General features: G+C 41.9%; 25 protein-coding genes, 1 tRNA gene and 2 pseudogenes. 17 read left to right on the top strand and 11 right to left on the bottom strand.

Features of this window, described 5'->3' with window-relative positions:
* Window positions 1-2 precede the first annotated feature (2 nt).
* Window positions 3-929, top strand: coding sequence for a DUF58 domain-containing protein (locus LRS05_RS04760; protein ID WP_257867272.1), 927 nt, complete (start codon window positions 3-5; stop codon window positions 927-929).
* Between the two features lie 86 nt (window positions 930-1,015).
* A tRNA-Asp gene (locus LRS05_RS04755) sits at window positions 1,016-1,089 on the top strand.
* Window positions 1,090-1,417: 328 nt separating this feature from the next.
* Here LRS05_RS04755 and LRS05_RS04750 read toward each other — a convergent pair.
* The gene (locus LRS05_RS04750; RefSeq protein ID WP_257867271.1) at window positions 1,418-1,684 is read right to left on the bottom strand and encodes a group I intron-associated PD-(D/E)XK endonuclease; all 267 of its coding nucleotides are present in this window, start codon (window positions 1,682-1,684) and stop codon (window positions 1,418-1,420) included.
* A gap of 132 nt (window positions 1,685-1,816) precedes the next feature.
* Here LRS05_RS04750 and LRS05_RS04745 point away from each other — a divergent pair, with 132 nt between their 5' ends.
* The 4 genes from LRS05_RS04745 to LRS05_RS04730 are packed head-to-tail and all read left to right on the top strand — an operon-like array spanning window position 1,817 to window position 4,798.
* Window positions 1,817-2,299 carry a hypothetical protein gene (locus tag LRS05_RS04745; protein WP_257867270.1) on the top strand — a complete coding sequence of 161 codons (483 nt, stop codon included), beginning with the start codon at window positions 1,817-1,819 and terminating at the stop codon, window positions 2,297-2,299.
* Between the two features lie 31 nt (window positions 2,300-2,330).
* Window positions 2,331-2,882 carry a crossover junction endodeoxyribonuclease RuvC gene (gene ruvC / locus LRS05_RS04740; RefSeq protein WP_257867269.1) on the top strand — a complete coding sequence of 184 codons (552 nt, stop codon included), beginning with the start codon at window positions 2,331-2,333 and terminating at the stop codon, window positions 2,880-2,882.
* A 2-nt stretch (window positions 2,883-2,884) separates the two neighbouring features.
* On the top strand, window positions 2,885-4,021 hold the full coding sequence (hemW, locus tag LRS05_RS04735; RefSeq protein ID WP_257867268.1) for a radical SAM family heme chaperone HemW: 1,137 nt from the start codon (window positions 2,885-2,887) through the stop codon (window positions 4,019-4,021).
* A gap of 9 nt (window positions 4,022-4,030) precedes the next feature.
* A complete protein-coding gene (locus tag LRS05_RS04730) occupies window positions 4,031-4,798 on the top strand; it encodes a cyclase family protein (protein ID WP_257867267.1) in 768 nt (255 codons plus the stop codon).
* A gap of 52 nt (window positions 4,799-4,850) precedes the next feature.
* Here the strand turns inward: LRS05_RS04730 and trxA are convergent, their stop codons facing one another.
* From trxA to LRS05_RS04710, 5 genes are all read right to left on the bottom strand, one after another.
* Window positions 4,851-5,168 carry a thioredoxin gene (gene trxA / locus LRS05_RS04725; protein ID WP_257867266.1) on the bottom strand — a complete coding sequence of 106 codons (318 nt, stop codon included), beginning with the start codon at window positions 5,166-5,168 and terminating at the stop codon, window positions 4,851-4,853.
* 121 nt (window positions 5,169-5,289) lie between these two features.
* Window positions 5,290-6,063, bottom strand: coding sequence for a hypothetical protein (locus LRS05_RS17590; protein WP_374707757.1), 774 nt, complete (start codon window positions 6,061-6,063; stop codon window positions 5,290-5,292).
* The gene (dnaE, locus tag LRS05_RS04720; protein ID WP_374707756.1) at window positions 6,030-9,791 is read right to left on the bottom strand and encodes a DNA polymerase III subunit alpha; all 3,762 of its coding nucleotides are present in this window, start codon (window positions 9,789-9,791) and stop codon (window positions 6,030-6,032) included. Before dnaE ends, LRS05_RS17590 begins: the two co-directional genes overlap by 34 nt.
* Before the next feature lie 151 nt (window positions 9,792-9,942).
* Window positions 9,943-10,287: an RNA-binding protein gene (locus LRS05_RS04715; RefSeq protein ID WP_257867265.1), complete on the bottom strand. Its 345-nt coding sequence runs from the start codon at window positions 10,285-10,287 to the stop codon at window positions 9,943-9,945.
* A 133-nt stretch (window positions 10,288-10,420) separates the two neighbouring features.
* Window positions 10,421-10,957 (bottom strand): membrane lipoprotein lipid attachment site-containing protein, encoded by a 537-nt coding sequence (locus tag LRS05_RS04710; RefSeq protein WP_257867264.1) that lies wholly within the window; start codon window positions 10,955-10,957, stop codon window positions 10,421-10,423.
* 231 nt (window positions 10,958-11,188) lie between these two features.
* Here LRS05_RS04710 and LRS05_RS04705 point away from each other — a divergent pair.
* From LRS05_RS04705 to LRS05_RS04655, 11 genes and pseudogenes are all read left to right on the top strand, one after another.
* Window positions 11,189-11,748: pseudogene (locus LRS05_RS04705) on the top strand (30S ribosomal protein S16).
* Between the two features lie 14 nt (window positions 11,749-11,762).
* Window positions 11,763-12,289, top strand: a pseudogene (gene rimM, locus LRS05_RS04700) (ribosome maturation factor RimM).
* 51 nt (window positions 12,290-12,340) lie between these two features.
* A complete protein-coding gene (locus LRS05_RS04695) occupies window positions 12,341-13,054 on the top strand; it encodes a tRNA1(Val) (adenine(37)-N6)-methyltransferase (RefSeq protein WP_257867263.1) in 714 nt (237 codons plus the stop codon).
* Between the two features lie 106 nt (window positions 13,055-13,160).
* On the top strand, window positions 13,161-13,592 hold the full coding sequence (locus LRS05_RS04690) for a hypothetical protein (protein WP_257867262.1): 432 nt from the start codon (window positions 13,161-13,163) through the stop codon (window positions 13,590-13,592).
* A 109-nt stretch (window positions 13,593-13,701) separates the two neighbouring features.
* A complete protein-coding gene (locus tag LRS05_RS04685) occupies window positions 13,702-14,793 on the top strand; it encodes an efflux RND transporter periplasmic adaptor subunit (protein ID WP_308224820.1) in 1,092 nt (363 codons plus the stop codon).
* A gap of 25 nt (window positions 14,794-14,818) precedes the next feature.
* On the top strand, window positions 14,819-18,028 hold the full coding sequence (locus LRS05_RS04680) for an efflux RND transporter permease subunit (protein ID WP_257867261.1): 3,210 nt from the start codon (window positions 14,819-14,821) through the stop codon (window positions 18,026-18,028).
* Between the two features lies 1 nt (window position 18,029).
* Window positions 18,030-19,460, top strand: coding sequence for a TolC family protein (locus LRS05_RS04675; protein WP_257867260.1), 1,431 nt, complete (start codon window positions 18,030-18,032; stop codon window positions 19,458-19,460).
* A 157-nt stretch (window positions 19,461-19,617) separates the two neighbouring features.
* The gene (locus LRS05_RS04670) at window positions 19,618-20,796 is read left to right on the top strand and encodes an acyl-CoA dehydrogenase family protein (protein WP_257867259.1); all 1,179 of its coding nucleotides are present in this window, start codon (window positions 19,618-19,620) and stop codon (window positions 20,794-20,796) included.
* A gap of 156 nt (window positions 20,797-20,952) precedes the next feature.
* Window positions 20,953-21,738 carry a DUF3050 domain-containing protein gene (locus tag LRS05_RS04665; protein WP_257867258.1) on the top strand — a complete coding sequence of 262 codons (786 nt, stop codon included), beginning with the start codon at window positions 20,953-20,955 and terminating at the stop codon, window positions 21,736-21,738.
* Window positions 21,739-21,864: 126 nt separating this feature from the next.
* Entirely contained in the window at window positions 21,865-22,275 is a 411-nt protein-coding gene (locus LRS05_RS04660) for a hypothetical protein (protein WP_257867257.1), read from the top strand.
* Window positions 22,268-23,245, top strand: a complete 978-nt coding sequence (locus LRS05_RS04655; protein WP_257867256.1) for a T9SS type A sorting domain-containing protein — start codon at window positions 22,268-22,270, stop codon at window positions 23,243-23,245. Before LRS05_RS04660 ends, LRS05_RS04655 begins: the two co-directional genes overlap by 8 nt.
* Before the next feature lie 72 nt (window positions 23,246-23,317).
* Here LRS05_RS04655 and LRS05_RS04650 read toward each other — a convergent pair whose 3' ends face one another.
* From LRS05_RS04650 to LRS05_RS04630, 5 genes are all read right to left on the bottom strand, one after another.
* On the bottom strand, window positions 23,318-23,644 hold the full coding sequence (locus LRS05_RS04650; protein ID WP_257867255.1) for a 2Fe-2S iron-sulfur cluster-binding protein: 327 nt from the start codon (window positions 23,642-23,644) through the stop codon (window positions 23,318-23,320).
* Complete coding sequence (locus LRS05_RS04645) at window positions 23,644-24,696, bottom strand: NAD(P)/FAD-dependent oxidoreductase (protein ID WP_257867254.1); 1,053 nt, start codon at window positions 24,694-24,696, stop codon at window positions 23,644-23,646. Before LRS05_RS04645 ends, LRS05_RS04650 begins: the two co-directional genes overlap by 1 nt.
* Window positions 24,697-24,751: 55 nt before the next feature.
* On the bottom strand, window positions 24,752-24,991 hold the full coding sequence (locus LRS05_RS04640) for a NifU family protein (protein ID WP_257869232.1): 240 nt from the start codon (window positions 24,989-24,991) through the stop codon (window positions 24,752-24,754).
* A 7-nt stretch (window positions 24,992-24,998) separates the two neighbouring features.
* Window positions 24,999-26,129 carry an Mrp/NBP35 family ATP-binding protein gene (locus LRS05_RS04635; RefSeq protein ID WP_257867253.1) on the bottom strand — a complete coding sequence of 377 codons (1,131 nt, stop codon included), beginning with the start codon at window positions 26,127-26,129 and terminating at the stop codon, window positions 24,999-25,001.
* 110 nt (window positions 26,130-26,239) lie between these two features.
* On the bottom strand, window positions 26,240-26,575 hold the full coding sequence (locus LRS05_RS04630) for an MGMT family protein (RefSeq protein WP_257867252.1): 336 nt from the start codon (window positions 26,573-26,575) through the stop codon (window positions 26,240-26,242).
* Between the last annotated feature and the right edge of the window lie 91 nt (window positions 26,576-26,666).

Below are 26,666 nucleotides of genomic sequence, written 5' to 3'. Positions count from 1 at the left end.
TTATGGAAATTAAAGGGCAATTAGAAAAAATATCTGGCTTTGGGCATCTTGAGCTTTTGGCAAACCAAATTGTTGAAGGCTTTATATCGGGCATGCATAAGAGTCCGTTTCATGGGTTTTCATCAGAGTTTGCTGAGCATAAAGTGTACAATGCAGGCGAAAGCACACGCCATATTGACTGGAAGCTGTTTGCTAAAACCGACAGGCTTTACACCAAGCGTTTTGAAGAAGAGACCAACCTGCGCTGTCACATCATTCTTGACAATTCATCATCAATGCATTACCCCGAACTGAAAGATGGTGAGCAGTTTTTTAAAAATAAGATTGGCTTTTCGGTTCTGGCATCAGCCGTTTTAATGGATTTGCTGAAACGACAACGCGATGCTGTGGGCCTTAGTGTATATTCAGATAACTATGAGTTTTACGCTCCCGAGAAAGGCAGCGGCAGGCACCACAGGATGTTGCTTGATAAACTTGAAGGTGTGCTTAAAACACCCAACACAGCCAAACCAACTAATACCGTAACATTCCTGCACCAGATTGCGCAGAAGATGCACAGGCGGTCTATGATCATTTTATTTACCGATATGCTGCAGCCCGATGAAGACGATGAGCTATTCAGGGCGTTGCAACACCTGAAGCATGACAAGCATAAGGTGATACTCTTCCATGTGATAGACAGGAAAACCGAATTTAGCTTTGATTTCGATAATGCGCCGCGCAAGTTTATAGATATGGAAACCGGCGAGCAGGTAAACCTTTTTGCCGAAAATGTAAAGCAGGAGTATGAAAAACTTACATCAGCATACTTTAAGAAGATAACAGACACCTGTATTCAGTACCGGATTAAGTATGTACCGGTTTCTGTTGATGAAAATTTTGAAAAAATTATGACAACCTACCTTGTTGAGAAACAAAAGTTTGGCTAAATTTGAAAAAATAAATTTAATTTTTGTTGCAAAAACATTTGGATAAATGAAATCCTGCTGTATATTTGCACTCGCAATTAAGCGCTGGTTTGGTAGTTCAGTTGGTTAGAATACCTGCCTGTCACGCAGGGGGTCGCGGGTTCGAGTCCCGTCCAGACCGCTTAAGCAGAGAAAGCCTCTCGGATTCGGGAGGCTTTTTTCCGCGAAAAACATTAACGATAGTTGTGTTGTTTATGCCGCGCGAGCGGTAGGTTTAGTAGTTAGACCAATGAAAAGCTTTCCATTAAATTGGAGGGCTTTTTTGATTTTATAGGCTTTGGTCACCAAAAGTATAAATTACAGTATATCCCAACGATTTTGGTAAATTTCCATCTTTTTAATTTTACTGTAATCTAAATAGGCTCTCAATTCTCCAGATGACACAGAATTTCTAAAAAGTTCTCTAACTTCTTGTGCTGTCAACACAAAAAATTCAGGCTTATTATCAATTATATCAGCATGAAGATTAACAAGTATATATATAATATTATCAGCAATTTTTGTTTTATTAAGATTCCAGCATAAAGATTTACTCCTTTGAATTCTTTAACTTGTATTGCCCTTATAGAATTTTCTTTCTCAACTAATAAATCAATACTTTTTGTGTTCCCAAAAGTGAATGTAACATTATATCCCATACGCGCGAGTTCACCCGCTGCGTAAAATTCCGCTGCAATACCAGTTTGAGAATGATGTAGTTTTTTATATTCGCTCATATTAAAACTTTTTCTAATTTAAAATAATTAATTCGATTGATATTTGAATAAAATTGACAAAAAACGGCTATTTTGATTTTATAGTGTTTACAAAAGTATTTCCTATTTTTGGTGATGCTTCAAAAGTACTCAATGAAATATTTCTTTATCAGCCTTGCAGCCTTGCTTCTGCTTACATCATGCAAGTATTTTGATGCACCTGTACCGGATGAAGAAGAACTGCTGCAAAAACGGCTGAATGAAATAAACTGGAAAGAAGTAAGCGCCTACCCTTCACTACCCGAATGTGATGCCCTTACCGATAAAGAAATGAGAAAAGAATGCTTTTTCTCATCTATGACTCAGCTTATACAGGCTAAGCTCGATACAGATACACTTGCAATTCTTTATCCTGAGATTGACACCATTAACGTAAAAGTTACTATTTTCCCTGACGCTACACTGCAGTTTGAACCACAGCTTCCGCAAGACAGCACCTCTTACAACAAGATAAAGATTGACAGCCTATTGCGGGCCCGCCTTGCCGACTTCCCAAAAGTTGAGCCTGCACAAAAAGAAGGTGTACCTGTTAAAACACAATTCATTCTGCCGGTTATAATCAACGTGGCGCAATAGAATTGCGTACTTTTACTGCAAATAATTTCCATTGTCAACAGAACGCATCATATTAGGCATTGACCCCGGCACAACAATTATGGGCTTTGGCCTTATTAAAGTTGTGAATAAGAATATGCATTTCCTTCAGCTGAATGAACTGCAGCTAAGCAAATATGATGACCATTACGTAAAGCTTAAAATAATTTTTGAACGCACCATTGAACTTATAGACACGCATCACCCTGATGAAATTGCCATTGAAGCGCCCTTTTTCGGAAAGAACGTGCAATCTATGCTTAAGCTTGGGCGTGCGCAGGGTGTTGCTATGGCTGCGGGATTATCCCGGCAAATTCCAATCACCGAATACGAGCCTAAGAAAATAAAAATGGCTATTACCGGCAATGGTAATGCCAGTAAAGAGCAGGTGGCCAAAATGCTGCAACAGCTGCTTGGCCTGAAAGAACTCCCTAAAAATCTTGACAGTACCGATGGGCTGGCGGCAGCGGTGTGCCATTTCTTTAATTCAGGTAAAACAGTTGTTGGAAAAAGCTACACCGGCTGGGATGCTTTCATAAAACAAAATGCCGACAGGGTAAAATAGCCATGGCCGGTATCTATATACATATCCCTTTTTGCAGGCAGGCCTGCCATTACTGCGATTTTCATTTTTCGACATCAATGAAAAACAAAGACGCCATGGTTGAGGCTTTAGCAAAAGAAATATCTATGCGAAAAGATGAGCTTGACGGTGAAACAGTCGAAACCATTTATTTTGGGGGCGGTACACCATCGGTATTAACTAACGGGCAGATTGATTTTTTAATAGAAGCTGTTTACGACAGTCATTCCGTTTCGCCCAATCCTGAAATCACACTTGAAGCTAACCCTGATGATCTTTCTGCTGATCGAATTGTTGAGCTGTCGCATAGTAAAATTAACCGTCTAAGCATAGGTATACAGTCTTTTTTTGATGAAGACCTGACAATGATGAACAGGGCACATAATGCAGCTGAAGCTGAAGAATGTTTAGAAGTGGCAACGACATATTTTGATAACATTTCAGTTGACCTAATTTATGGCATCCCCGGGATGACAAATGAGCGATGGTTACAAAATGTTAACAAAGCGTTAAATACTGGTGTGCCACACATCTCTGCATACGCACTAACTGTTGAAGAAAAAACCGCTTTACATAAAATGGTGAAGACGGGGATTGTTGCTGCACCCCAAGATGATGCGGCACAGCAACATTTTAGTCTACTCATCGAAAAATTACAGGAAAACGGTTTTATTCATTATGAGCTTTCCAATTTTGGAAAAGAAGGCTACTTCTCCAAAAACAACACTGCATATTGGCTTGGAAAAAAATATATAGGAATTGGCCCCTCAGCCCATAGTTTTGACGGAAGTAGCCGAAGCTGGAACGTTAGTAATAATACACTTTACCTTAAATCTATTTTGGCTGAAGAACTACCAATGGAAAAGGAAAAACTCTCTGTAGCAGACAGATATAATGAATATATTATGACAGGCTTACGTACCGTTTGGGGAGTTTCACTTGATAAAATAAATAACGATTTTGGGAAGCAATATGCTGATTACCTTCTTCAGGAATCCGAGAAATATAAATCGCGAGGGCTGCTGAAACTTGATGTTGACACGTTGAAAACAACCCCAGCCGGAAAGTTTTTGACTGACGGGATTGCCGGCGACCTCTTTTTCCTAAATTTGGAAGACTAAATTCTTTTGATGAAAGCTACAATTATTATTGACAATAGAGAAATTTCAGTTGACTTGTCTAAACCAATAGATATTTCGTTACCAATTACAGCAGACGGCAAAAATCCCGTGGCTTGGTATCTGAAACAGCCTATAATCGAACCTGTACAAATGGGTGGCTGGACAGGTAAGGTAAGTGAGGGCGCATCGACAAACTTTAATAATATCGCCTTCAACCCACATGGACACGGTACACATACCGAGTGTTTAGGGCACATAACCAAAGACTTTTACAGCATAAATGACTGCCTGAAGAGATTTTTATTTATGGCTGAGTTGGTATCTGTACATCCGGAAGTTATTGGTGATGATTTTATAATCACACGAAGGCAGGTTCAAGAAGCATTAGCCAATAAAAAACCTCAGGCAGTCATTTTCCGAACGCTGCCAAATATTGATGATAAGAAATCAAAGAATTATAGCTATACCAATCCGCCTTATCTGGCCGAAGATGCTGCAGTGTTTCTCCGAGAATCAGTAATAAAGCATTTGCTTATAGACCTCCCCAGCGTTGATCGTGAAGAAGATGACGGTGCTCTTGCAGCACATAAGGCTTTCTGGAATGTGAAAGATGTAAATAACCTTAATGATGATGCAAGGCTTGATACAACTATAACAGAATTAATTTTTGTTCCGGATGATGTCGAAGATGGAAGCTACCTGCTTAACCTGCAGATTGTATCTTTTGATAATGATGCGAGCCCATCAAAACCGGTTCTTTACAAGATATTTCCATAAATAAAAAAAGCCTTCTGAAAATACAGAAGGCTTTTTTTTATCATGTACCCGATTAAAGTAGCGCATCAATTGCCTGTGTGTAAGTTTGCTTTGGAGCAACACCTACCTGACGGCCAACTACTTCACCATTTTGAAAAACAAGTACAGTAGGGATATTGCGTACGCCATATTTAGCTGCAAACTCCTGGTTAGCATCTACGTCTACTTTACCAACAACTGCTTTACCCTCATATTCTTGGCTTATTTCATCAATGATTGGGCCAACCATACGGCAAGGTCCGCACCATGCTGCCCAAAAGTCTACTAATACAGGTTTATCTGATTTTAATACTACTTCATCAAAAGTAGCATCTGTGATTGCTTGTGCCATAATTAATTTTATTTATTATGTAAGATGTTTTACTTTACAAATTTAAGAATTGTTATACGTTAAAGCGTTAAAGATATATTAGAATTGCCTATAACACTATCAATAAAATTTATTAGGAAAATTAATTCAGTTTAAAATTCATCTGAAGTTTCTCAAGTTCCTGTAAAAGCTCGTTAGATATCTTGATCTTTACCTTACGGCTTGGCATAGTCAGTTTTGTAATAACTTTAATGTCTTCAACATCAGTAACTACTGGTTCTGGCACAGAAATCATTTCAACATCTTCTCCATCAGTGTTTTCTTGAATTATCGGAATATCAGTTGCCACTTCTACCTGCTTGCGTACTTTCTCAAGTTCCATTACTTCAAACTGAATAGTATGGTCCCCCCTGTTTCCGGCAAATAAATTTTGTAAAGATTCTAATAGATTTTCCTGTAATTCTGCAACATTAAACTGTATAATCAACTTTTTGGCAAATGAAGGCAACACATCCTGCAAATACTGTATAGTTACAAACTGCAGCCTCGGTTCACCTTTTTTACCTTCAGCATTAACCCAACCCTCGCGCACCATTACTTTTATATAAGTAAAGTTATTGCTGATAAGGAAATGCCTGAACTTAAGGTATTCCTCACCATAAATCCTGAACTCGTAGCTTTCATCATAACCCTCAAGCACAAATGATGCCCAGCCTTTGCCGTTTTTGGCCACTTTATGCTGTACATTTGAAATGATTCCGCCAAAGCTCAGGTTTTTGTTGACATGCTGTTCAAGGCTTTTCAGGGCTTCCAGTTTTGCATTGCAGAAATACTTCATCTCGAACTTATAGTCATCAAGTGGATGGCCTGAAATATAAATTCCTACCACCTCCCGCTCTTTGGCAAGCTTTTCCATTGTGCTCCATTCTTCACATGGCGGCACAACCGGTTCAGGTATCTGCACCTCACTGGCTTCACCAAAAGGCTTACTTGGCTTGAGTTTTCGTTTTCCTGGAATTTTGAGCCGTACCTGATAGCTTTTTCAAGGAAAGAAATGTTCTCGCTTGCATCCATATGAAAATACTGCGCCCTGTGCGTGGTACTGAAACAATCAAACCCACCTGCAAGGGCAAGATTTTCAAAAGCTTTTTTATTGGCCGATCGAAGGTCTATACGCTTGGCAAGGTCAAAAATAGATTTGTATTTACCAGACTTCCGCCCTTCAACGATTGTGTCTACCGCTCCGGCGCCGACTCCTTTTATAGCACCCATACCAAAGCGCACAGCCCCTTGATCATTTACAGTAAACTTATAATATGATTCATTCACGTCAGGGCCCAGCACCTGCAGCCCCATACGTTTACATTCTTCCATAAAGAATGATACCTGTTTAATATCATTCATGTTGTTTGAAAGCACGGCAGCCATATATTCGGCAGGGTAGTGTGCTTTAAGATACGCTGTTTGATAAGCAATCCAGGCATAGCAGGTTGAGTGTGATTTGTTGAATGCGTAACTCGCAAATGCTTCCCAGTCTTTCCATATTTTTTCAAGTATGGCGGCATCATGACCTTTGGCAGCAGCCTGCTCTACAAACTTGGGTTTCATCTTGTCAAGCACGTCTTTCTGCTTCTTACCCATTGCTTTTCGCAACACGTCGGCCTCACCTTTTGTAAAACCTGCCAGCTTTTGTGACAACAGCATCACCTGTTCCTGGTAAACTGTGATACCATAAGTCTCTTTCAGGTATTCTTCACATGCATCAAGGTCATATTTTATTTCTTCTTCCCCATTTTTACGACGAACAAAGCTTGGTATATATTCCAGCGGCCCCGGGCGGTACAGTGCATTCATGGCAATAAGGTCACCAAACACTGTCGGCTTCAGGTCTTTCATGTACTTCTGCATACCGGGCGATTCATATTGGAAGATACCTACTGTCTCACCGCGTTGGAAAAGCTCATATGTCTTTGTATCGTCAATCGGGAATTTATCCGGGTCAAGCTCAATGCCGAATCGATATTTCACCAGCTTAACCGTATCTTTTATAAGTGTAAGCGTCTTCAGCCCAAGGAAGTCCATCTTCAGCAGTCCGGCGCTTTCAACCACCGAGTTATCAAACTGGGTAACATACAGGTCAGAATCCTTTGCCGTTGCTACAGGTACAAAATTCGTGATGTCATCAGGCGTGATGATAACCCCGCACGCATGGATACCTGTATTACGCAGTGAACCTTCAAGCACCTTTGCTTGTTGTATTGTCTCAGACGTAAGATCTTCACCCTGACCCATTGCAATGAGTTCCTGCACACGGTCAAACTCATCTGAACGCAGTGCCCCACGCAGCGCATTGGCATCAAGATTGAATATTTTATCCAGCTTCATGTTCGGGATAAGCTTAGCAATCTTATCGGCCTCAAATAGCGGAAGGTCAAGCACCCGGGCCGTATCACGGATAGATGATTTGGCTGCCATGGTACCATAGGTAATAATTTGCGCTACCTGGCTTGAGCCGTATTTTTTTATAACGTAATCCATAACCCGGCCACGGCCCTCATCGTCAAAGTCAATATCAATATCAGGCATTGATACACGATCCGGATTTAGGAAACGTTCAAAAAGCAGGTCATATGCAATTGGGTCAATATTGGTGATACCAAGGCAGTACGCCACCGCTGAGCCTGCAGCAGAACCACGCCCCGGCCCTACTGAAACTCCCATTTTTCGTGCCTCTGCAATGAAGTCCTGCACAATAAGGAAGTAACCCGGGTAACCGGTATTCTCAATTGTTTTCAGTTCAAAGTCAAGGCGCTCACGTATATCATCTGTGATTTCGGCATAACGCTTTTCAGCGCCAACATAGGTAAGATGCCTAAGGAATTTGTTCTCCCCGCGTTTACCCCCATCTAATTCATCTTCAGGAACCAAAAATTCTTCCGGAATATCAAATTTCGGAAGGAGTACATCGCGGTAAAGTGAATAAGACTCTACCTTATCTACAATCTCTTGAATTGAAACAATAGCTTCGGGCAAATCGGCGAAGAGCTTTTTCATCTCTTCCCCAGGCTTAAAGTAATATTCATTATTAGGAAGCCCATAACGGAACCCCCTGCCCCTTCCTTTTGGGGTTGCCAGCTTTTCACCGTCTTTCACACACAATAAAATATCATGCGCGTGAGAGTCTTCTTTATTTACGTAATAGGTATTGTTTGTAGCAACAAGCTTTACATTATACCTGCGCGCCAGTTTTATAAGGGTATCATTCACACGGTTTTCATCTTCCTGACCGTGGCGCATTATTTCGATATAAAGGTCTTCGCCAAACTGGTCTTTCCACCAAAGAAGTGCATCTTCTGCCTGGTTTTCGCCCATGTTCAGCACTTTATTCGGTATCTCCCCATACAGGTTACCGGATAATACTATTATATCATCCTTGTATTGCTTGATAACATTTTTATCTATCCGCGGCACATAATAAAATCCTGAAGTATATGCAATTGACGACATTTTCGCCAGGTTGTGGTAGCCATTTTTGTTCTTTGCAAGCAGCACAATCTGGTAGCCATTGTCTTTACGGGTTTTATCTTTATGGTCGTCACATACAAAAAACTCACAGCCGACTATAGGTTTTATGACAGCCTCAGTTGGTTGTTCCCCTGCCTCAACAGCTGCTTTGTTTTTAGCTTCCGCAGCTTTATTATGATTCATCACTGCGCTTACAAAATGGAAAGCACCCATCATATTGGCATGGTCAGTCATCGCCACCGCCGGCATTTTATATTTTGCTGCTACCTTAACAAGATCAGGCACAGCTATGGTAGACTGTAGTACCGAAAACTGCGTATGGTTATGCAAGTGGACAAAATCAACGTTAGTTATATCCTGCTTTTGTTGCGGCACATAAGCATCAACTGCCTCTGCACCTTTAAGTTTTTGAAGGCGCTGGCGCACTTCTTCGCTCGCCTGCTTTAAGTTGATGTGCTTTAGACCTATAAGCTGTATAGGCTGAGGATTGACAGTCCTGAAATCATGGAAGTATTCAGGATGTACGTCAAGTTCACTATGTTGATAGGTCTCGCGCTTTAGTAATTCCAAAAAACAGCGCGTGGTGGCTTCAACGTCAGCGGTGGCGTTATGTGCCTCGGCAAATGGTTCACCGAAAAGATATTCGTGAAGTTCGGTAAGGGTTGGCAGCTTGAATTTACCACCCCGACCACCCGGAAGCTTAAGCATTTCGGCAGTAATTTCGGTACAGGTGTCAAGTACCTTCATATTGCCAAGATTAGTTTCAAGCCCGCTCCTGTGAAATTCGCACCCCATGATGTTCACATCAAAACCTACATTCTGGCCTACAATAAATTTTGAGCGTGATAGCGCTGTGTTGAATTTTTCAAGTACTTCTGCCAAAGGCATACCCTGTTCTATGGCGAGTTCAGTGCATATACCGTGAACACGCTCAGCATCATACGGTATATTGAAGCCTTCGGGCTTAACAATATAGTTTTGGTGCTCTACGAGCCTCCCCATATCATCATGCAGCTGCCATGCAATCTGTATACAGCGCGGCCAGTTATCTGTATCTGTTACAGGTGCATCCCAGCGTTTGGGTAATCCGGTGGTCTCAGTGTCAAAAATCAGGTACATAACCAGCTGAATGTTTAGGCATTAAAAAGGGAAAAGCCTGCGAAGTGCAGACTTTTCAAAAGTACATTTTTTTGATGTAGATTAAAAATCGGTTTATCAACAAAATAAAAAAGCCGCTCTGCTGAGCGGCTTTAAGAAAACTGTATGCTGATTAGTAACCACGGTTGTAGCCACCACGATCGCCACCACCACGGTTGTAGCCACCACGGTCTCCGCCGCCACGGTTATTATTAAAGCTCCTTCTTTCACCTTCGGGTCTTGGTTCAGACTTGTTTACAACAATAGTCCTTCCCTGTACGTTAGCACCATTAAGCTCATCGATAGCTTTTTGGGCTTCTTCGTCGTCCGGCATCTCAACGAAACCGAAACCTTTACTCCTGCCAGTAAGTTTGTCAGTGATGATTTTCACTGAATCTACGGCACCATAAGCCTCAAAAGACTCTCTTAAATCTGCTTCCTCCATTTTAAAAGGAAGGCTTCCTACAAATATGTTCATAATAAAAAATTAATTAATGATGCTAATATCATCCTGACAAATATAAACTTATTTGTTTAAGAAAATACTTTTAAGTGTTTATTTAATATAATTTTAATAGAAGAAATAAAAAAACCGCCATTTGGCGGTTTGATTATAATCCTGCTTGTATCGGTATCTTATAGAATACGCCTTGTTGGAAATTTACAGTTTGCCCGCTCTCGTCAGTCGCGTTAAAATAAAACTCACCACTTATAAAACCACCTTGTACATTTGTGTACTTACGGCTTCTGTATATTAGTATTGCCCCCTCTTCATCGCCCGGTTCAGCATCAATACCAGTCTGATATGACTTTGTTATACCGTCAGCAGATAAAACATACGATGCACTGTTTTCCTGGTCATATCCAAACAAATATTCGCAGCCGTCTTTATCACTGTCAGGATCATTAACTTCTGTACCATCACACAGATATGGGTCAGCATTATCAGCCCTTAGTGTAACTGTTTCAAAACCGTTGGTAGCCGTTATGGTTAAAGAATTACCGGCGCCCAAAACAGCTGTATAGCTGGTAGCTTTCCATAGTTCGTTATCTTTAAGAGCTTGCACAGCTGGGTCATTGAATTTTACATCATCTTCACATGATGCCAAAGCAGCAACCAGAACTATGAGCGATAAAATCTTTTTCATTATTAAACAGTTAGAATAGGGTAATCTAAATTTTACAACGACAAAAATAGTTTTTTATGACATATATCCTAATCAAAATATAATAAAATCACAATTTAATTTTAAAAGCGACATAACTATTTAAAATTCAAATCATAATTTCTAATATTAGAATTGATTGTTCTTTAAAGTTTTATATATTTGCACCCTTAAAATAACCGGGGTCGGGTACCCCAACTTAATCAAACAGTTATGCCTGTAAAAATCAGATTACAAAGACACGGTAAAAAAGGAAAACCTTTTTACTGGGTTGTAGCGGCAGATTCCCGCTCAAAAGAGATGGTAAATTCCTTGCTAAGCTTGGTACTTACAATCCTAACACTAACCCTGCAACTATAGAGCTTGACGTTGACGCTGCTGCACAGTGGCTTCACAACGGCGCACAGCCTACAGACACCGCAAGGGCTATCCTTTCTTATAAAGGAGCTTTACTTAAGCACCATCTTGACGGGGGCGTTCGCAAAGGCGCTCTTACCCAAGAGCAGGCTGATGAAAAATTAGCTAAGTGGCTTGATGAAAAAGCAGGTAAAGTTGACGCTAAGAAAGACAACCTTTCTACAGCTAAGGCAGATGCTAAGAAAAAAGCGCTTGAGGCTGAGAAAAAAGTTAACGAAGACCGTATTGCTGCTGCAAAACAGGCTGAGGCTGACCTGCACGCTGCTGAATCTCAAAATGAAGAGGCAGCTGCTGAAGGAGAAGAAGTTGCTGAAGCTCCTGCCGCTGAAGAAAACAACGAGGAAACTCAAGCTTAATTTTAACAGCGATAATGCGCAAAGAAGATTGTTTCTACTTAGGTAAAATCGCTAAAAAATTCAGTTTTAAAGGTGAAGTCTTAGTGTATCTTGACACAGACGAGCCGGAGTTGTATGAAAACATGGAATCAGTGTTTGTTGAAATAAACAACAACCTGGTTCCATTTTTTATTTTAAATTCCTCGCTTCACAAAGGCGATTTCCTGCGGGTACGCTTTGAAGATGTGGACAATGAAGAGGAAGCCGAAGCTATCTTAAACAAAGCTGTTTACCTGCCGCTTACATCTTTACCCAAACTTGAAGGCAATAAATTTTATTTTCACGAGGTTATCGGCTTTACTGCCGAAGACCAAAGGCTTGGTGATATTGGTACAATAGTTTCAATAAACGACAATACCGCCCAGCCGCTTTTCGAGATAAAAAAGGGGATATCGAAATCCTCATCCCGATGATTGACGACTTTATTGTAAAAGTAGACAGGGATAACAAAAAAATCATTTTTAATACTCCTGAAGGATTAGTCGATTTATACTTAGGTTAACTCTCTTCAACAGTCTGGCTGTCGAAAACTCCAATAATCGAAAAATCGAAGATGTCAACCTTTCAATTCAAACAATTTACCGTTCAGCAAGACAAATGCGCCATGAAAATTGGTACCGATGGTGTTTTGCTGGGAGCATGGGCGCCGCTGGAACATAATCCTTATTCAATATTGGATATTGGCGCAGGTACGGGGCTGATATCGCTTATGCTGGCACAACGCAGTAATGCAGAGCAGGTAGATGCTTTAGAAATTGATGAAGATGCTTACGAGCAATGCGTAGATAATTTTGAAAACAGCCCCTGGGGCGACCGATTGTTTTGTTATCATGCAGGCCTGGATGAATTTATGGATGAGCCTGAAGACGAATATGACCTGATTGTTGCCAACCCGCCTTTTTATACTGAAGATTATAAAAGCGGTGATATGAAACGCGACATGGCACGTTTTACTGATTCCCTGCCTTTTGAGGATTTGGCAGAAGCGGCTTCAATATTATTAAGTGATGATGGGATTTTTGCGGTAATAATTCCTTACAAAGAAGAAAAGCGTTTTATTGGTTTAGCGAAAGAAAATGAACTTTACCCCATAAAAATCACACGTGTAAAAGGCACTCCTGATTCTGAAATTAAGCGCAGCCTCCTGGCGTTCTCAAGGGATGAAAATGCAACAGCAGCAATTGATGATCTTGTTATTGAAACTGCGAGACACCAATATACAGAAGAATATTTAAGCATTACAAAAGATTTTTATCTTAAGATGTAACTGGCTCAAACGTTTGAAAAGCCAGCTATAAGATTCCCTTATACTTTTATGAGATGAATTATAGCGTATTATCTTGTAGAATTAATTTTTTATCTAATTTTGCCTTGTGAAAAAGTTACTGACAAAGTATTATTTACTCTTAGCGCTCATCCTTTTAGGAGCCGCTGGTAAAACTTATGCACTGCCTGCAGCAGGCATTTCACATGCACAACAATCACTTATCGGTGATAATAATGACAGGTTACATACACTACTGTATGGCTACACTTCAATTGAGAATTATAATCTCCCTCATTTTGAAAAGCAGACCGATAAGATTGAGACTTCTAATAACGAGGAAGAAGAGGAAGAGCTTTCACTGCATAAAATTCTTCTCGGCAAAAAGATTATTGCAAGCGAAAGCGCTTACTTACGCAACTACTATACCCCAGTATTAAAAATTGCCAGAGATACTTATGTAAAATTCTGTCCTTCCGGCAGCCATTTTCACTCGTTATCTTCCAGTCAGTACATTTTGTACGAAGTTTTCAGGATTTGATTTAAATATGCGGTATCTGCCGCAAACGCTGTATTGTCTGCTACAATTATCTGTATCTGACATATGACTGCATTTATCATTGCAGCTTTAAATCAAATTTCTAAAAACATTGTACAAATATGAAGAAGATACTAATGCTTCTGGTTGTGTGCAGCTTACTCCTGCATACTGCCTGCCAATCAGAAAAAAACACGAAGAAGAACACACGAAATACCTTGTAACCACTCCTGTTCGTAAAGACACCATAATAAGTAAAGATTACGTTGCCCAGATACACTCTTTCCGCCATATTGAATTAAGGGCACAGGAAAGAGGCTATCTTGAAAACATATACGTTGACGAAGGGCAGGCAGTAAAGAAAGGGCAGCTGCTATTCCAGATTATGCCCCGGCTTTATGAAGCAGAACTTCAAAAAGCAAAAGCAGAAGTAAGCTTTGCCGAGATTGAATACAAAAACACAAAAAAGCTTGCCGATAATAATGTTGTTGCGCCTAATGAGTTGGCAATGGCAAAAGCCAAGCTTGACAAAGCTAAAGCCGAAATGTCGCTAACTCAGGTACACCTGCAGTTTACGCAGATACGCGCACCTTATGACGGAATCATTGACCGTTTCCATGTAAGGCAGGGAAGTCTGGTAGATGAAGGCGACTTGCTTACAGAACTTTCAGACAACAGTAAAATGTGGGTGTACTACAATGTACCTGAATCTGAATACCTTGACTATCAGGCCAACGCACAGAAAAGCACCAAAATGAATGTAAACCTGATGATGGCAAACGGACAAAAGTTTAGCCATGCGGGTATTGTTGAAACCATTGAAGCCGACTTCAATAACGAAACGGGAAACATCGCTTTCAGGGCTACATTCCCTAATCCTAAAGGGCTTTTAAGGCACGGAGAAACCGGTAACATACAAATGACAAAGCCTTTTAAAAATGCACTTATAATTCCGCAGAAGGCAACGTTTGAAGTGCTTGAGAAAAAATATGTTTACGTAATTGATACGGATAACAAAGTAAGGTCACGCGAAATAAAGATAGCTGCTGAACTTCCACATATTTTCATTATCAGTGAAGGCCTTTCTACAACCGACAAGATACTTCTTGAAGGCCTGCGCCTTGTACAGGAAAACCAGAAAATTGAATATAAGCTGGAAAAACCTGAACATGTACTGTCTCACCTTGAGTTATACGCCGAGTAATTAACCAGCATTAAAAAGAGACATCATGTTTAGTAAATTTATACACAGGCCTGTGTTTGCTATTGTTATATCTATAATGATAGTTTTTATGGGAGCTTTGGCCATATTCCAGCTGCCTACATCACAATTTCCTGAAATTGCACCTACAACGGTAAATATATTTATCGCCTACCCAGGCGCAAGTGCCGATGTATTGGTAAAATCAACGCTTATCACTCTTGAAAACTCCATCAACGGTGTGCAGGATATGCGCTACATGGCAACCGATGCTACCAGTGCCGGTGAGGCCACGTTAAGGGTAATTTTTGAACCGGGAACCGACCCTAACGAGGCAGTTATCCGCGTTAAGACAAGGGTTGACCAGGTAATGCCACTATTACCCGAACTTGTGCAGCGCGAGGGTGTTGTTATCACACCTATACAGCCCAGCATGCTTATGTATGTAAACCTTTATGCGAAAAACAAAGGCATGGATGAGAAGTTCCTGTATAACTATGCCAGCGTAAAGATGCTGCCTGAAATCAACAGGATTAAAGGAGTTGGGCGGAGCCAGATTCTGGGTAGCCGTACCTACGCTATGCGTATATGGCTAAACCCGGAGCGCATGCGTGCCTACAATGTTTCGGTAGATGAAGTTATGAAGGCATTGGGCGAGCAAAGTATAGTGGGCCGACCGGGGCGTATTGGGCAGAGTTCCGGGATACAGGCACAATCGCTTGAATACGTATTGACATATAAAGGCCGCTACAGTGAACCGGCAGAATATGAGAACGTGATTGTACGTGCTAACTCTGAAGGTGAAGCCATCCGGCTGAAAGATATCGGCCATGCCGAACTGGGAAGTGAATTCTTCGATATTTACTCAAATCTTGACGGCCACCCCTCAGCCTCTATTGTTTTGAAGCAAAACTACGGCAGTAACGCAAGTGATGTAATTGCCAATGTAAAGGCGAAGCTAGAGGAGATGAAAGAAACCTTCCCGCCGGGAATGGACTATAAGATAAGTTATGACGTTTCGCATTTCCTTGACGCTTCAATAGAGCAGGTTATCCATACTTTGAGAGATGCTTTCATCCTTGTTGCAATTGTAGTATTTATCTTCCTGGGTGACTGGCGTTCGACACTTATACCAATTCTCGCGGTACCTGTGTCACTAATTGGTGCGTTTTTCGTTATCCAGTTCTTCGGTCTTTCAATCAACCTCGTGACGCTTTTTGCCCTCGTACTGGCTATTGGTATTGTGGTTGATGACGCAATCGTCGTCGTCGAGGCGGTGCATGCCAAGTTTGAAGAATATCCGCACATCACGCCGTACGCAGCCGTAAAAATGGTGCTTGGTGAAATTACAGGTGCCATCATCGCTATTACGGCGGTAATGGTATCGGTATTCCTGCCAATATCTTTTATGTCAGGCCCAGTAGGTACCTTCTACCGCCAGTTCTCAATTACTATGGCAAGTTCCATCGTAATTTCTGCAATAATCGCACTTACGCTCACACCGGTACTTTGTGCTATGTTGCTAAAAAACCACCACGGGCACGAAAAGAAGAAGAACATCCTTACCAAAGGCCTTGACAAGTTCAATAGCGGCTTTGACAAGATGACCGGTAAGTATGTATGGATTCTCAGAAAAATTGTCAACCGCAAGTGGGTGACTTGGATTGTACTTATCCTTTTCTGCATCGGTACATTCGTTGTAAATAAGATACTCCCGTCAGGATTCATACCAAGTGAAGATCAGGGAACCATTTATGCGATAATACAGACACCGCCGGGCTCAACACTGGAGACCACAAACCAAGTATCACAAAGGCTGCAAAAGATTTGTGAACATGTAGACGGGGTGGAATCAGTGTCATCGCTTGCCGGTTATGAGATTATGACTGAAGGCCGCGGGTCAAACGCCGGCACATGCCTCATCAACCTTAAATCCTGGCATGACCGTGAGCACGATGTTACCGAAATCATGGAAGAACTTGAAGAAAAATCAAAAGGCCTTGGCGCCAAGATTGAGTTTTTTGAACCGCCGGCCATACCGGGCTTTGGCTCTTCAGGCGGTTTCTCAATGCGTTTGCTTGACAAAAATACCACTACCGATTATCAGGATTTTGACAAAATAAATAAGCAGTTTATGGATGAGCTTGGCAAGCGTAAAGAGCTTACGGGCCTGTTCAGCTTCTTTGCTGCCAACTATCCGCAGTACGAATTGGAAATCGACAATAACTTGGCCATGCAGAAAGGTGTGTCTATCGGCGAAGCCATGGAAAACCTGAATATACTCATCGGTAGTACTTATGAGCAGGGCTTTATCAAGTTCAACCGCTTTTTCAAGGTGTATGTACAGTCTGACCCTAAATTCAGGAGACTTCCGTCAGATGTTTTGAACCTCTTTGTGAAGAATGACCGTGGCGAAATGGTGCCGTACTCTGCGTTTATGAAGCTGGTTAAAACACAGGGACCCAACGAGATTACGCGCTATAATATGTATAACTCTGCCGCTATACAGGGTCTTCCGGCGAAAGGTTACACAACCGCCGATGCTATAGCAGCAGTACGCGAAGTCGCGCAAAAACTGCCTAGAGGTTACGATATTGCATGGGAAGGTTTGTCATTTGACGAATCAAACCGCGGTAATGAATCAATATATATTTTCGGGATAGTATTAGCGTTTGTGTACTTTGTACTTGCCGCACAATATGAAAGCTTTATCATTCCGCTGGCGGTTGTGTTCTCGCTTCCTGTGGGTGTGTTCGGCACATTTCTCGTGTTACAGCTTATGGGGCTTGAGAATAACATTTACGCACAGATTGGTCTTATCATGCTCGTCGGGCTTCTAGGTAAAAATGCGGTGCTTATAGTTGAATTTGCAGTCCAGAAACGGAGCGAGGGCTTCAGCATTATTGAGGCCGCAATTGAAGGCGCGAAAGTCCGCTTCCGCCCTATCCTTATGACATCATTTGCATTCATCGCAGGGCTTATTCCTCTTATTATTGCAACGGGTGCTGGTGCAATCGGTAACAAAACCATTGGTTCTGCTGCGTTGGGAGGTATGTTGTTCGGAACCATATTCGGGGTGATTATCGTACCGGGATTATACTACATATTTGGTTCACTGGCAGATGGGCGTAAACTCATTAAATATGAAGAAGAAAGTTCATTGTCAGAAGCATTGGTACACCAGATAGATGACTTTACCCATATTGAAGAACCTTCACAAACAAAAGATACAGAATAATATGTTGAAGAAGATAATATATTTGAGCCTGTCTGTTGCCTTTTTGGCAACAGGCATCATAAGCTGCAAGACAGGAGATGTAGCGCGCGCTGAGAACAAAGCAGTGCCGGCTGAATTTGCAGGTGCAGTTGCCGACAGTGCCAATAGCGCATCGGTGAAATGGAAACAGTTCTTTACAGACCCTAATCTAACTGCCCTGATTGACACTGCCCTGCAAAACAACCAGGAACTGAACATCACAATGCAGGAGATAAACATCTCGCAAAATGAGATTCGCGCCCGAAAAGGGGAATACCTACCGTCTGCCGGACTACGTGGAGGTGCGGGTGTTGATAAGGTTTCGCGCTATACCAACATTGGTGCGCTGGAACATAACATTGCTATTGTAGATGGCAAGGAGAATCCAGAGCCGCTACAGGATTATACTATTGGGGCGTATGCTACGTGGGAGGTAGACATATGGAAAAAACTTCGAAACTCTAAAAAGGCTGCTGTCAACCGTTATCTAGCTTCCGTAGAGGGCAAGAACTTTATGGTGACTAACCTGATTTCAGAGATTGCCAATTCGTATTATGAGCTTTTGGCGCTTGACAATCAGCTGGCTATAATTAATCAAAACATCGGGATACAAACTAATGCACTTGAAATTGTAAAGCTGCAGAAAGAAGCTGCCCGTGTTACTGAATTGGCAGTACGCAGGTTTCAGGCACAGGTATTAAATACACAAAGCCTTCAATACGAAATAAAGCAGCGTATAGTAGAAACCGAAAACAGGATTAATTTTCTTGTGGGGCGTTTTCCCCAGCATGTAGACCGAAGCACAGAGACATTTGATAATCTTGTACCGCAGGTGGTGCAGGCCGGTTTGCCATCGCAACTGCTTGCTAACAGGCCTGATATCCGCCAGGCTGAGTTTAATCTGGAAGCTGCAAAGCTCGATGTGAAATCGGCGCGTGCACGTTTTTATCCGCAACTAGGCATCACGGCAGGCATAGGCTACAGGGCTTTCGACCCATCATACATCGTGAAACCTCAGTCACTGATTTACAGCCTTGCTGGAGACCTTACGGCGCCGCTTATCAACAGGAACTCTATCAAAGCCGCATATAATACAGCAAATGCCAAACAGTTGCAGGCGGTGTTTGATTATGAGCGCACGATACTGAATGCCTATATTGAAGTTGCTAACCAGATTTCGAAGGTAAGCAACCTGCAAAGCAGCTATGAGTTGAAGGCAAAAGAAGTAGAGGCTTTGAACCAGTCATCGGCAATATCTAATGACTTGTTTAAATCGGCCAGGGCTGATTATATGGAAGTTTTGATGACGCAGCGCGATGCATTGGAATCTAAATTTGACCTGATTGAAACCAGGCTGCAGCAAATGAACAGCATGGTAAACATATACCGCTCTCTGGGCGGAGGATGGAAGTAAGTGGTTTTTTAATTTGTTGGTTAAAGCCCCGGCTTATGCCGGGGTTTTTTATTTGTTGCGTAACATGATTTACTAATTGCTTTCTTAAAAAATCACACATTTTTTTATTGATTTGTTAGGTTTCTTATTTACTTTTGCCCCAGTTAAAACAAACTTCATGAAACCAGATCTTTTCCAGGCTCCTGACTATTTCCTTTTAGATGAGCTGCTTACAGAAGAGCACAAGATGGTGCGTGACGCTGCCCGCGAGTGGGTAAAGCGTGAGGTATCTCCAATTATAGAAGATTATGCCCAAAAGGCGGAATTTCCAAATCAAATTATAAAAGGCCTGGCTGATATCGGCGCTTTTGGCCCGTATATACCTGAAGAATACGGTGGTGCAGGCCTTGACCAGATTTCTTACGGCCTTATCATGCAGGAGATTGAAAGAGGAGACAGCGGTGTGCGCTCAACAGCATCAGTACAGTCGTCACTCGTTATGTACCCTATCTGGAAATATGGTAATGAAGAACAGAAAATGAAGTACCTGCCTAAACTTGCCTCCGGTGAATTTATGGGTTGTTTTGGTTTAACCGAGCCTGATTTCGGTTCTAATCCGGGGGGCATGGTTACCAACTTTAAAGATAAAGGCGACCATTACCTGCTAAACGGCGCAAAAATGTGGATATCAAACGCTCCGTTTGCCGACATTGCTGTTGTATGGGCAAAGAACGAAGAAGGCCGCATACATGGGCTAATTGTAGAGCGTGGCATGGAAGGTTTCAGCACACCTGAAACCCACAATAAATGGTCACTCCGTGCATCTGCAACGGGTGAGCTTATTTTTGACAATGTAAAAGTCCCTAAAGAGAACCTGCTTCCGAACAAATCAGGGCTTGGCGCACCCCTTGGCTGCCTTGACTCAGCACGTTATGGTATTGCATGGGGCGCCATAGGTGCAGCAATGGACTGTTATGATACTGCGCTACGCTATGCTAAAGAGCGCGTGCAATTTGACAAACCTATTGCAGCAACACAGCTCCAGCAGAAAAAACTTGCCGAAATGATTACCGAAATCACAAAAGCACAGCTTCTTACATGGAGGCTTGGCGTATTGCGTAATGAGGGCAAAGCTACTTCAGCACAGATATCTATGGCAAAGCGCAACAATGTTGACATGGCTATAAATATAGCCCGCGAGGCACGCCAGATACTTGGCGGTATGGGTATTACCGGCGAATACTCAATTATGCGCCATATGATGAATTTAGAAAGCGTTATTACTTATGAAGGTACGCATGACATTCACCTGCTGATTACAGGTATGGATATTACAGGCCATGCAGCGTTTAAATAAATCACGCAAAACCAGATAAATAAGCCGCAACTAACTGATGCGGCTTTTTTATTGAAATTAACTTCATAATCAGGCACTATTTTTGAATCGTTAAAATCAATCTTAACGTATATAGATATAAATAATACGTTGTGTAAATTTGTAAAAAATACCGCTATGACTATTGCTACAATCAAGGGCAGTATAGCTGCTCAAAGAGAACAACTTTTAAATCACGCGCTTTATAACGATATAAAAAGCATTGAAGACCTAAGGCATTTTATGGAAAGCCATGTATATGCTGTGTGGGATTTTATGTCTTTGCTTAAAGCCCTTCAGAACAAACTTACCTGCACCTCAGTGCCTTGGCTTCCGGTAGGAAATCCGCAGATGCGCTACCTCATTAATGAAATAGTACTTGCCGAAGAAACTGATATAAATATACGTGGTGAAAGGCTAAGCCATTTTGAAATGTATGTTGAGGCCATGAAAGATCTTGGTGCAAACACTGGTGCAATACAGGCTTTTATTGATGATGTTATTGCAACCCAGAATATATTTGTTTCTATAAAGAAGAGCAGGCTTCATGATAATATTAAAGCATTCCTTGATTTTACATTTAGGGTGATTGACCGTGGCAACCCTCATGAAATTGCTGCTGCTTTTACGTTTGGGCGTGAAGAGCTGATACCGTCAATGTTTACTGAAATACTCAGGAATTTCAGGACTAATTTCCCAAAAGCTAACCTTGACAGCCTTATCTATTACTTTGAGCGGCATATAGAACTGGATGCCGATGAACATGGCCCTATGGCAATGGAGATGATTGAAAGCCTTTGCGGCGAAGACCCGGTAAAATGGAAGGAAGCTGAGGAAATTTCAAAACTTGCACTGGAAAAACGCATTGGGCTTTGGGATGCCATTCATCAAAATATACTTCATGAAGATTTAGCATCAATATAATGGCTATACAACTTTGGTAATGTGCTGTGCTATTGTAATATTTTTGCAACATTATTTTAGAATAAATTTACATATATAACAAAAGTTTAATTCTAAATCGTAGATTTGCCTGCTAATTTTAGGATTATGAAGAACTTTATTTTAAAACTTGCCATTACGGCAGGAATGTTTGCAACAGTTGCCGGCTTTGCACAGCAACAGCCAAAACTTTTTGGCAAAACAATCACATCTGACAGGGTGAATCCAGATAATGGACGTATACGATGTGCATCGACAGAATATGAACAATATCTTCAGGAAAAACATCCTGAGCGCAGTACTACTGCTCAGTTTGAACAATGGATTGCCCCTAAGATACAACAGATACAGGCGCAGCGAATGTCATCTACAGAGTCTGTTTCTGCCGTAGTAACCATACCCGTAGTAGTACATGTAATACATAATGAAACGTCTGTCGGCGTTAATGAAAATATTGCAGATGCACAAGTGCTGTCTCAGATAACGGTCCCTGAACCAGGATTACCGCCGTATGATTAACACTCCCGGCTATAATACCAACCCTGTTGGAGCCGATATGGAGATACAATTTGCCCTGGCGCAGGTTGACCCGCAGGGCAATGCCACAAATGGTATACACCGGGTTTATTATAACCGGGCCGGCTGGAGTGAAACACAGGTGGAAACGATTATGAAGCCGCAAACCTCATGGGACCCTACTAAATATTTTAATATCTGGGTATGTAACTTTGGAGGCGATCTTACAGACATTCTTGGCTACGCACAATTTCCGTCCCAATCAGGGCTTGGCGGACTCAACAGCAATGAAGGTGCCTCTAATACTGACGGTGTAATTATCGGCTATAAATATTTTGGCTCTCAAGCTATTTATCCTCAAGGTACTTATGAATGGCCTTACAATGCAGGGCGTACAGCTACACACGAAATTGGACATTGCTTTGGCCTGCGCCACGTTGATGGTGATAACACTACATGTTCTGTAAATAGTGTAGACTCAACAAAAGATTACTGCCCCGATACCCCTGCCGTTAAAGAGCTTAATTATGATTGCGCTTATATTGACAGTTGCCCCAATGCAGCAGGTGCAGATATGATTGAAAATTATATGGACTACACACCGGATGCCTGTATGAATATATTCACGCAGAACCAAAAAGGCCGCATGCTTGCTGTACTTCAAAATTCTCCCAGAAGGGCAACACTTACAACATCCACTGTTTGGCAGCCACTTTCTTCAAACTCATTTGTACTACAAGGCATAAATGTGTATCCTAATCCTGCAACTGATATACTTCATATTGCTTCAGCTAATGGTGAATTGCTTGACAGCTACATAATTTACAATAGCATGGGCCAAACTATTGTAGCATCAAAATTAAACGGAGGCAATTCTGCAACGGTTAATATAAACACGCTAACAAATGGAGTTTATTTTATAAAACTTGGAAAGGCTGATAAAGCAACAACATTGAAATTTGTGAAGAATTAAATGTATAATGTTTGTTTTAATAAAAAAGGCAGGTGCTCTATGAGTCCTGCCTTTTCAATATTTTAAATTGATTTAGCTTTCAGGTGCAAGCTCTATCTCAAGCCCGTGTAGTTCTTCAGTAATGGCTATCTGGCAGCCAAGGCGGCTGTTTGGCTTTACATAAAATGCTTCGCTCAGCATAGCTTGTTCATCAGGCTCCATCGGGGGTAGTTCTACGTCGTTAAGTACATAGCATTGGCATGATGCACACATGGCCATACCGCCGCATACTCCAATAGTGCCTTCAGGGGCAATTTCGTAAGAGCGGCACAGTTCCATGATATTCATGGCCATATCTGTCGGCGCCTGAACTTCGTGTACAACACCTTCGCGGTCGGTTATTTTTATGGTAATATCCACTACTCAATCGCTTTTACTACTTGCTTTTCTGCTTCTTTTCGGGTTCCGTCAAATCCGTCAACACCGCTTACCGTAGTATACTTCAGTACATATTTCTTACCCGGATTCAGCTTATTATAAACGCTTTGGCACATAAGTGTTGCTTCATGAAATCCGCAAAGAATAAGTTTTAGTTTACCCGGATATATATTGATGTCACCAATGGCATAGATGCCTTCTATATTGGTTTGATAATCAAGTGCATTATTAACTTTTATGGCATTCTTTTCAATCTCAAGACCCCAGTTGGCTATGGCTCCCAATTTTGGCGTAAGCCCGAAAAGCGGAATAAAATAATCAGTCTCAATGGTTGACTTTTCGCCTTCCCTATCAATCTCCAGCGCTTCAACTGTACCGTCACCTATAATGCCTGTAACCTCAGCCGGAGTGATAAGGTTTATCTTGCCAAGCTTCTTCAGTTCCTGTACTTTTTCAACCGAGTCAAGCGCACCGCGGAATTCATTTCGCCTGTGTATGAGCGTTACTTCGCTCGCAACATCAGCAAGGAAAATACTCCAGTCAAGAGCTGAGTCACCACCACCTGCAATTACTATCTTCTTGTCACGGAACAGCTCAGGGTCCTTCACAAAGTATTCCACGCCATTTTCTTCATAGGCATCAATCCCTTCAATCAAAGGTTTACGCGGGTCAAAACTCCCTAATCCGCCTGCAATGGCTACAGCTTTAGCATGATGTTTTGTTCCTTTATTCGTTGTAACTATGAATGTGCCATCTTCAAGCTTATCAATGGTTTCAGCCTTTTCATTCAGCGTAAAACCCGGCTGGAACTGCTTTATCTGTTCCATCAGGTTATCCACCAGATCACCTGCCAATACTGACGGAAAACCAGGTATATCAAAAATCGGCTTTTTAGGATAAAGTTCAGAAAGCTGGCCTCCCGGCTGCGGAAGTGCGTCTATAATATGGCATTTCAGTTTAAGAAGCCCTGCTTCAAATACGGCAAAAAGCCCCGTAGGGCCGGCACCTATTATAAGGATATCTGTAGTAATCATTATAAAATATACGTTGAACGGCACAGTGCCATCCAATTAAATTCTTGAAAAAGTTTTAAGCAACATTGGTCACAGTCTCAATCTGGGGAGCGTACTTTTTAATAGTTGTCTCCACACCTGCTTTCAATGTCATCTGGTTAACGCTGCAACCTACGCAGGCGCCTTCTAAGCGCACCTTCACGTGTCTGTCGTCCTCAATATCAATCAGCGCAATATTACCGCCGTCAGACTCAAGGAAAGGCCTTATTTCATCCAGGGCTTTCTCAACGTTTAGTTTTATTTCTTCTGTTGTCATCATCATCTTAGTTCTTTTTAACTGCCGAACACCCTGCCATAGTTGTAATCTTGATAGCCTCCGTCGGCGGAAGGTTATCATTGCGGTTTACTGTCTCCTGCACCACCTCTCTTGCCAGTTCCTCAAAAACTTTCTCAAGAGGAGTACCTGTTTGCATTGCAGCTGGACGGCCATAATCGCCGGCCTCTCGTATGCTCTGTACTATTGGCACTTCACCCAGAAATGGTACGCTAAGGTCCTCGGCTAGGTTTTTAGCACCTTCTTTCCCAAAGATATAATATTTATTTTCAGGAAGTTCCTCCGGAGTGAAATAAGCCATGTTTTCTATAATGCCCAACACCGGCACGTTAATGCTTTCCTGCTGGAACATAGCTACGCCTTTTTTCGCATCGGCAAGTGCTACAGCCTGCGGGGTGCTTACTACAACCGCACCTGTAACCGGCAGAGACTGCATGATGCTCAGGTGAATATCGCCTGTTCCCGGCGGAAGGTCAATTAACATAAAGTCAAGCTCGCCCCAATCAGCATCAAATATCATCTGGCTCAGCGCTTTAGATGCCATAGGGCCTCTCCAAATCACAGCCTGTTCGGGCGATGTAAAGAAGCCAATAGAAAGCAGCTTAACACCGTAGCTCTCAATAGGTTTCATCTTGCTTTTACCATCAACCTGTACTGAAATCGGGCGTTCACGCTCCACGTCAAACATTATCGGCATTGATGGGCCATATATGTCGGCATCAAGTACACCTACATTAAAGCCCATGTTTGCAAGGGTTACAGCGAGGTTAGCGGTGATTGTTGATTTACCAACACCGCCTTTACCTGAGGAAACGGCTATTATATTTGTAATTCCCGGAATCGACTTTCCTTTAATTTCAGGCTTTTCCGGCGTTTCAAGCTTGATGTTAACCTTAACTTTGGCATCGGGACTTATTTGTTCATGTATCGTTTTAATGATATCAGCCTCAGCACGTTTGCGTATGTGCATGGCCGGGTTGTGCATCACAACCTCAACCACGGCTTCATCACCAAAAGTCAACACGTTGCGAACTGCGCCGCTCTCTACCATATTTGTGCCTTCTCCGGCTATTGTTATGGTTTCAAGGGCTTTAAGTATCTCTTTTCTGTCTAGTTTCATCTGGATAATCGCGCAATCTTTTTAGCGGGATTGCATTCCCTGCAAAGATAATAGTAAATGACGATACAGAAAAACAGAAATAGGTTTAGTTTAGGGTTAAAAGTGAAGGATTACAAAAGCTCTTTTGCAGGATCCCAAAACAGCTTATCAAACTTTACAATCTTATTGTCTTTTACTTTAACACCTTCATTTTCAAGTAGCTGCTGCATGAGATTTGTCCCTTCAAAATGATGTTTTCCGGAAAGCAGCCCCACACGGTTCACAACCCGGTGCGCCGGAACATCTTCCCGATCATGGCTTGCGTTCATAGCCCAGCCTACCATCCGGGCGGAACGCGCTGCACCTAAGTACTTTGCGATGGCGCCGTATGACGTTACCCTGCCAAAAGGTATCTGTGCAGCGACATCATAAACCTGTTCGAAAAAGTTGTTGCTCTCTTTTGACATAGGGGTGTAGCGTTTAACTTTATTTTAACAACTTTATAAGTGTAATGACTGCGACCAAACCGGTTACGCCCCCAATTATGTAATTTATATT

The sequence above is a fragment of the Flavobacterium sp. J372 genome, from assembly GCF_024699965.1.
In the GTDB taxonomy this organism is placed as follows: domain Bacteria; phylum Bacteroidota; class Bacteroidia; order Flavobacteriales; family Flavobacteriaceae; genus Flavobacterium.
The sequence above is the reverse complement of the archived record's forward strand: the minus strand, read 5'-3'. Positions and strand labels throughout refer to the sequence as shown.

Excerpts from the sequence above, each read along its gene's own strand:
- LRS05_RS04670 (WP_257867259.1), top strand. The coding sequence starts at position 19,618 with ATGAAACCAGATCTTTTCCAGGCTCCTGACTATTTCCTTTTAGATGAG.
- LRS05_RS04695 (WP_257867263.1), top strand. The coding sequence starts at position 12,341 with ATGTCAACCTTTCAATTCAAACAATTTACCGTTCAGCAAGACAAATGC.
- LRS05_RS04750 (WP_257867271.1), bottom strand. The coding sequence starts at position 1,684 with ATGAGCGAATATAAAAAACTACATCATTCTCAAACTGGTATTGCAGCG.
- LRS05_RS04675 (WP_257867260.1), top strand. The coding sequence starts at position 18,030 with ATGTTGAAGAAGATAATATATTTGAGCCTGTCTGTTGCCTTTTTGGCA.
- LRS05_RS04680 (WP_257867261.1), top strand. The coding sequence starts at position 14,819 with ATGTTTAGTAAATTTATACACAGGCCTGTGTTTGCTATTGTTATATCT.
- LRS05_RS04655 (WP_257867256.1), top strand. The coding sequence starts at position 22,268 with ATGATTAACACTCCCGGCTATAATACCAACCCTGTTGGAGCCGATATG.
- dnaE (WP_374707756.1), bottom strand. The coding sequence starts at position 9,791 with ATGTACCTGATTTTTGACACTGAGACCACCGGATTACCCAAACGCTGG.
- LRS05_RS04630 (WP_257867252.1), bottom strand. The coding sequence starts at position 26,575 with ATGTCAAAAGAGAGCAACAACTTTTTCGAACAGGTTTATGATGTCGCT.
- LRS05_RS04645 (WP_257867254.1), bottom strand. The coding sequence starts at position 24,696 with ATGATTACTACAGATATCCTTATAATAGGTGCCGGCCCTACGGGGCTT.
- LRS05_RS04635 (WP_257867253.1), bottom strand. The coding sequence starts at position 26,129 with ATGAAACTAGACAGAAAAGAGATACTTAAAGCCCTTGAAACCATAACA.
- LRS05_RS04715 (WP_257867265.1), bottom strand. The coding sequence starts at position 10,287 with ATGAACATATTTGTAGGAAGCCTTCCTTTTAAAATGGAGGAAGCAGAT.
- LRS05_RS17590 (WP_374707757.1), bottom strand. The coding sequence starts at position 6,063 with ATGGAAAAGCTTGCCAAAGAGCGGGAGGTGGTAGGAATTTATATTTCA.
- hemW (WP_257867268.1), top strand. The coding sequence starts at position 2,885 with ATGGCCGGTATCTATATACATATCCCTTTTTGCAGGCAGGCCTGCCAT.
- LRS05_RS04640 (WP_257869232.1), bottom strand. The coding sequence starts at position 24,991 with ATGACAACAGAAGAAATAAAACTAAACGTTGAGAAAGCCCTGGATGAA.
- LRS05_RS04745 (WP_257867270.1), top strand. The coding sequence starts at position 1,817 with ATGAAATATTTCTTTATCAGCCTTGCAGCCTTGCTTCTGCTTACATCA.
- trxA (WP_257867266.1), bottom strand. The coding sequence starts at position 5,168 with ATGGCACAAGCAATCACAGATGCTACTTTTGATGAAGTAGTATTAAAA.
- LRS05_RS04665 (WP_257867258.1), top strand. The coding sequence starts at position 20,953 with ATGACTATTGCTACAATCAAGGGCAGTATAGCTGCTCAAAGAGAACAA.
- LRS05_RS04760 (WP_257867272.1), top strand. The coding sequence starts at position 3 with ATGGAAATTAAAGGGCAATTAGAAAAAATATCTGGCTTTGGGCATCTT.
- LRS05_RS04730 (WP_257867267.1), top strand. The coding sequence starts at position 4,031 with ATGAAAGCTACAATTATTATTGACAATAGAGAAATTTCAGTTGACTTG.
- LRS05_RS04710 (WP_257867264.1), bottom strand. The coding sequence starts at position 10,957 with ATGAAAAAGATTTTATCGCTCATAGTTCTGGTTGCTGCTTTGGCATCA.
- LRS05_RS04660 (WP_257867257.1), top strand. The coding sequence starts at position 21,865 with ATGAAGAACTTTATTTTAAAACTTGCCATTACGGCAGGAATGTTTGCA.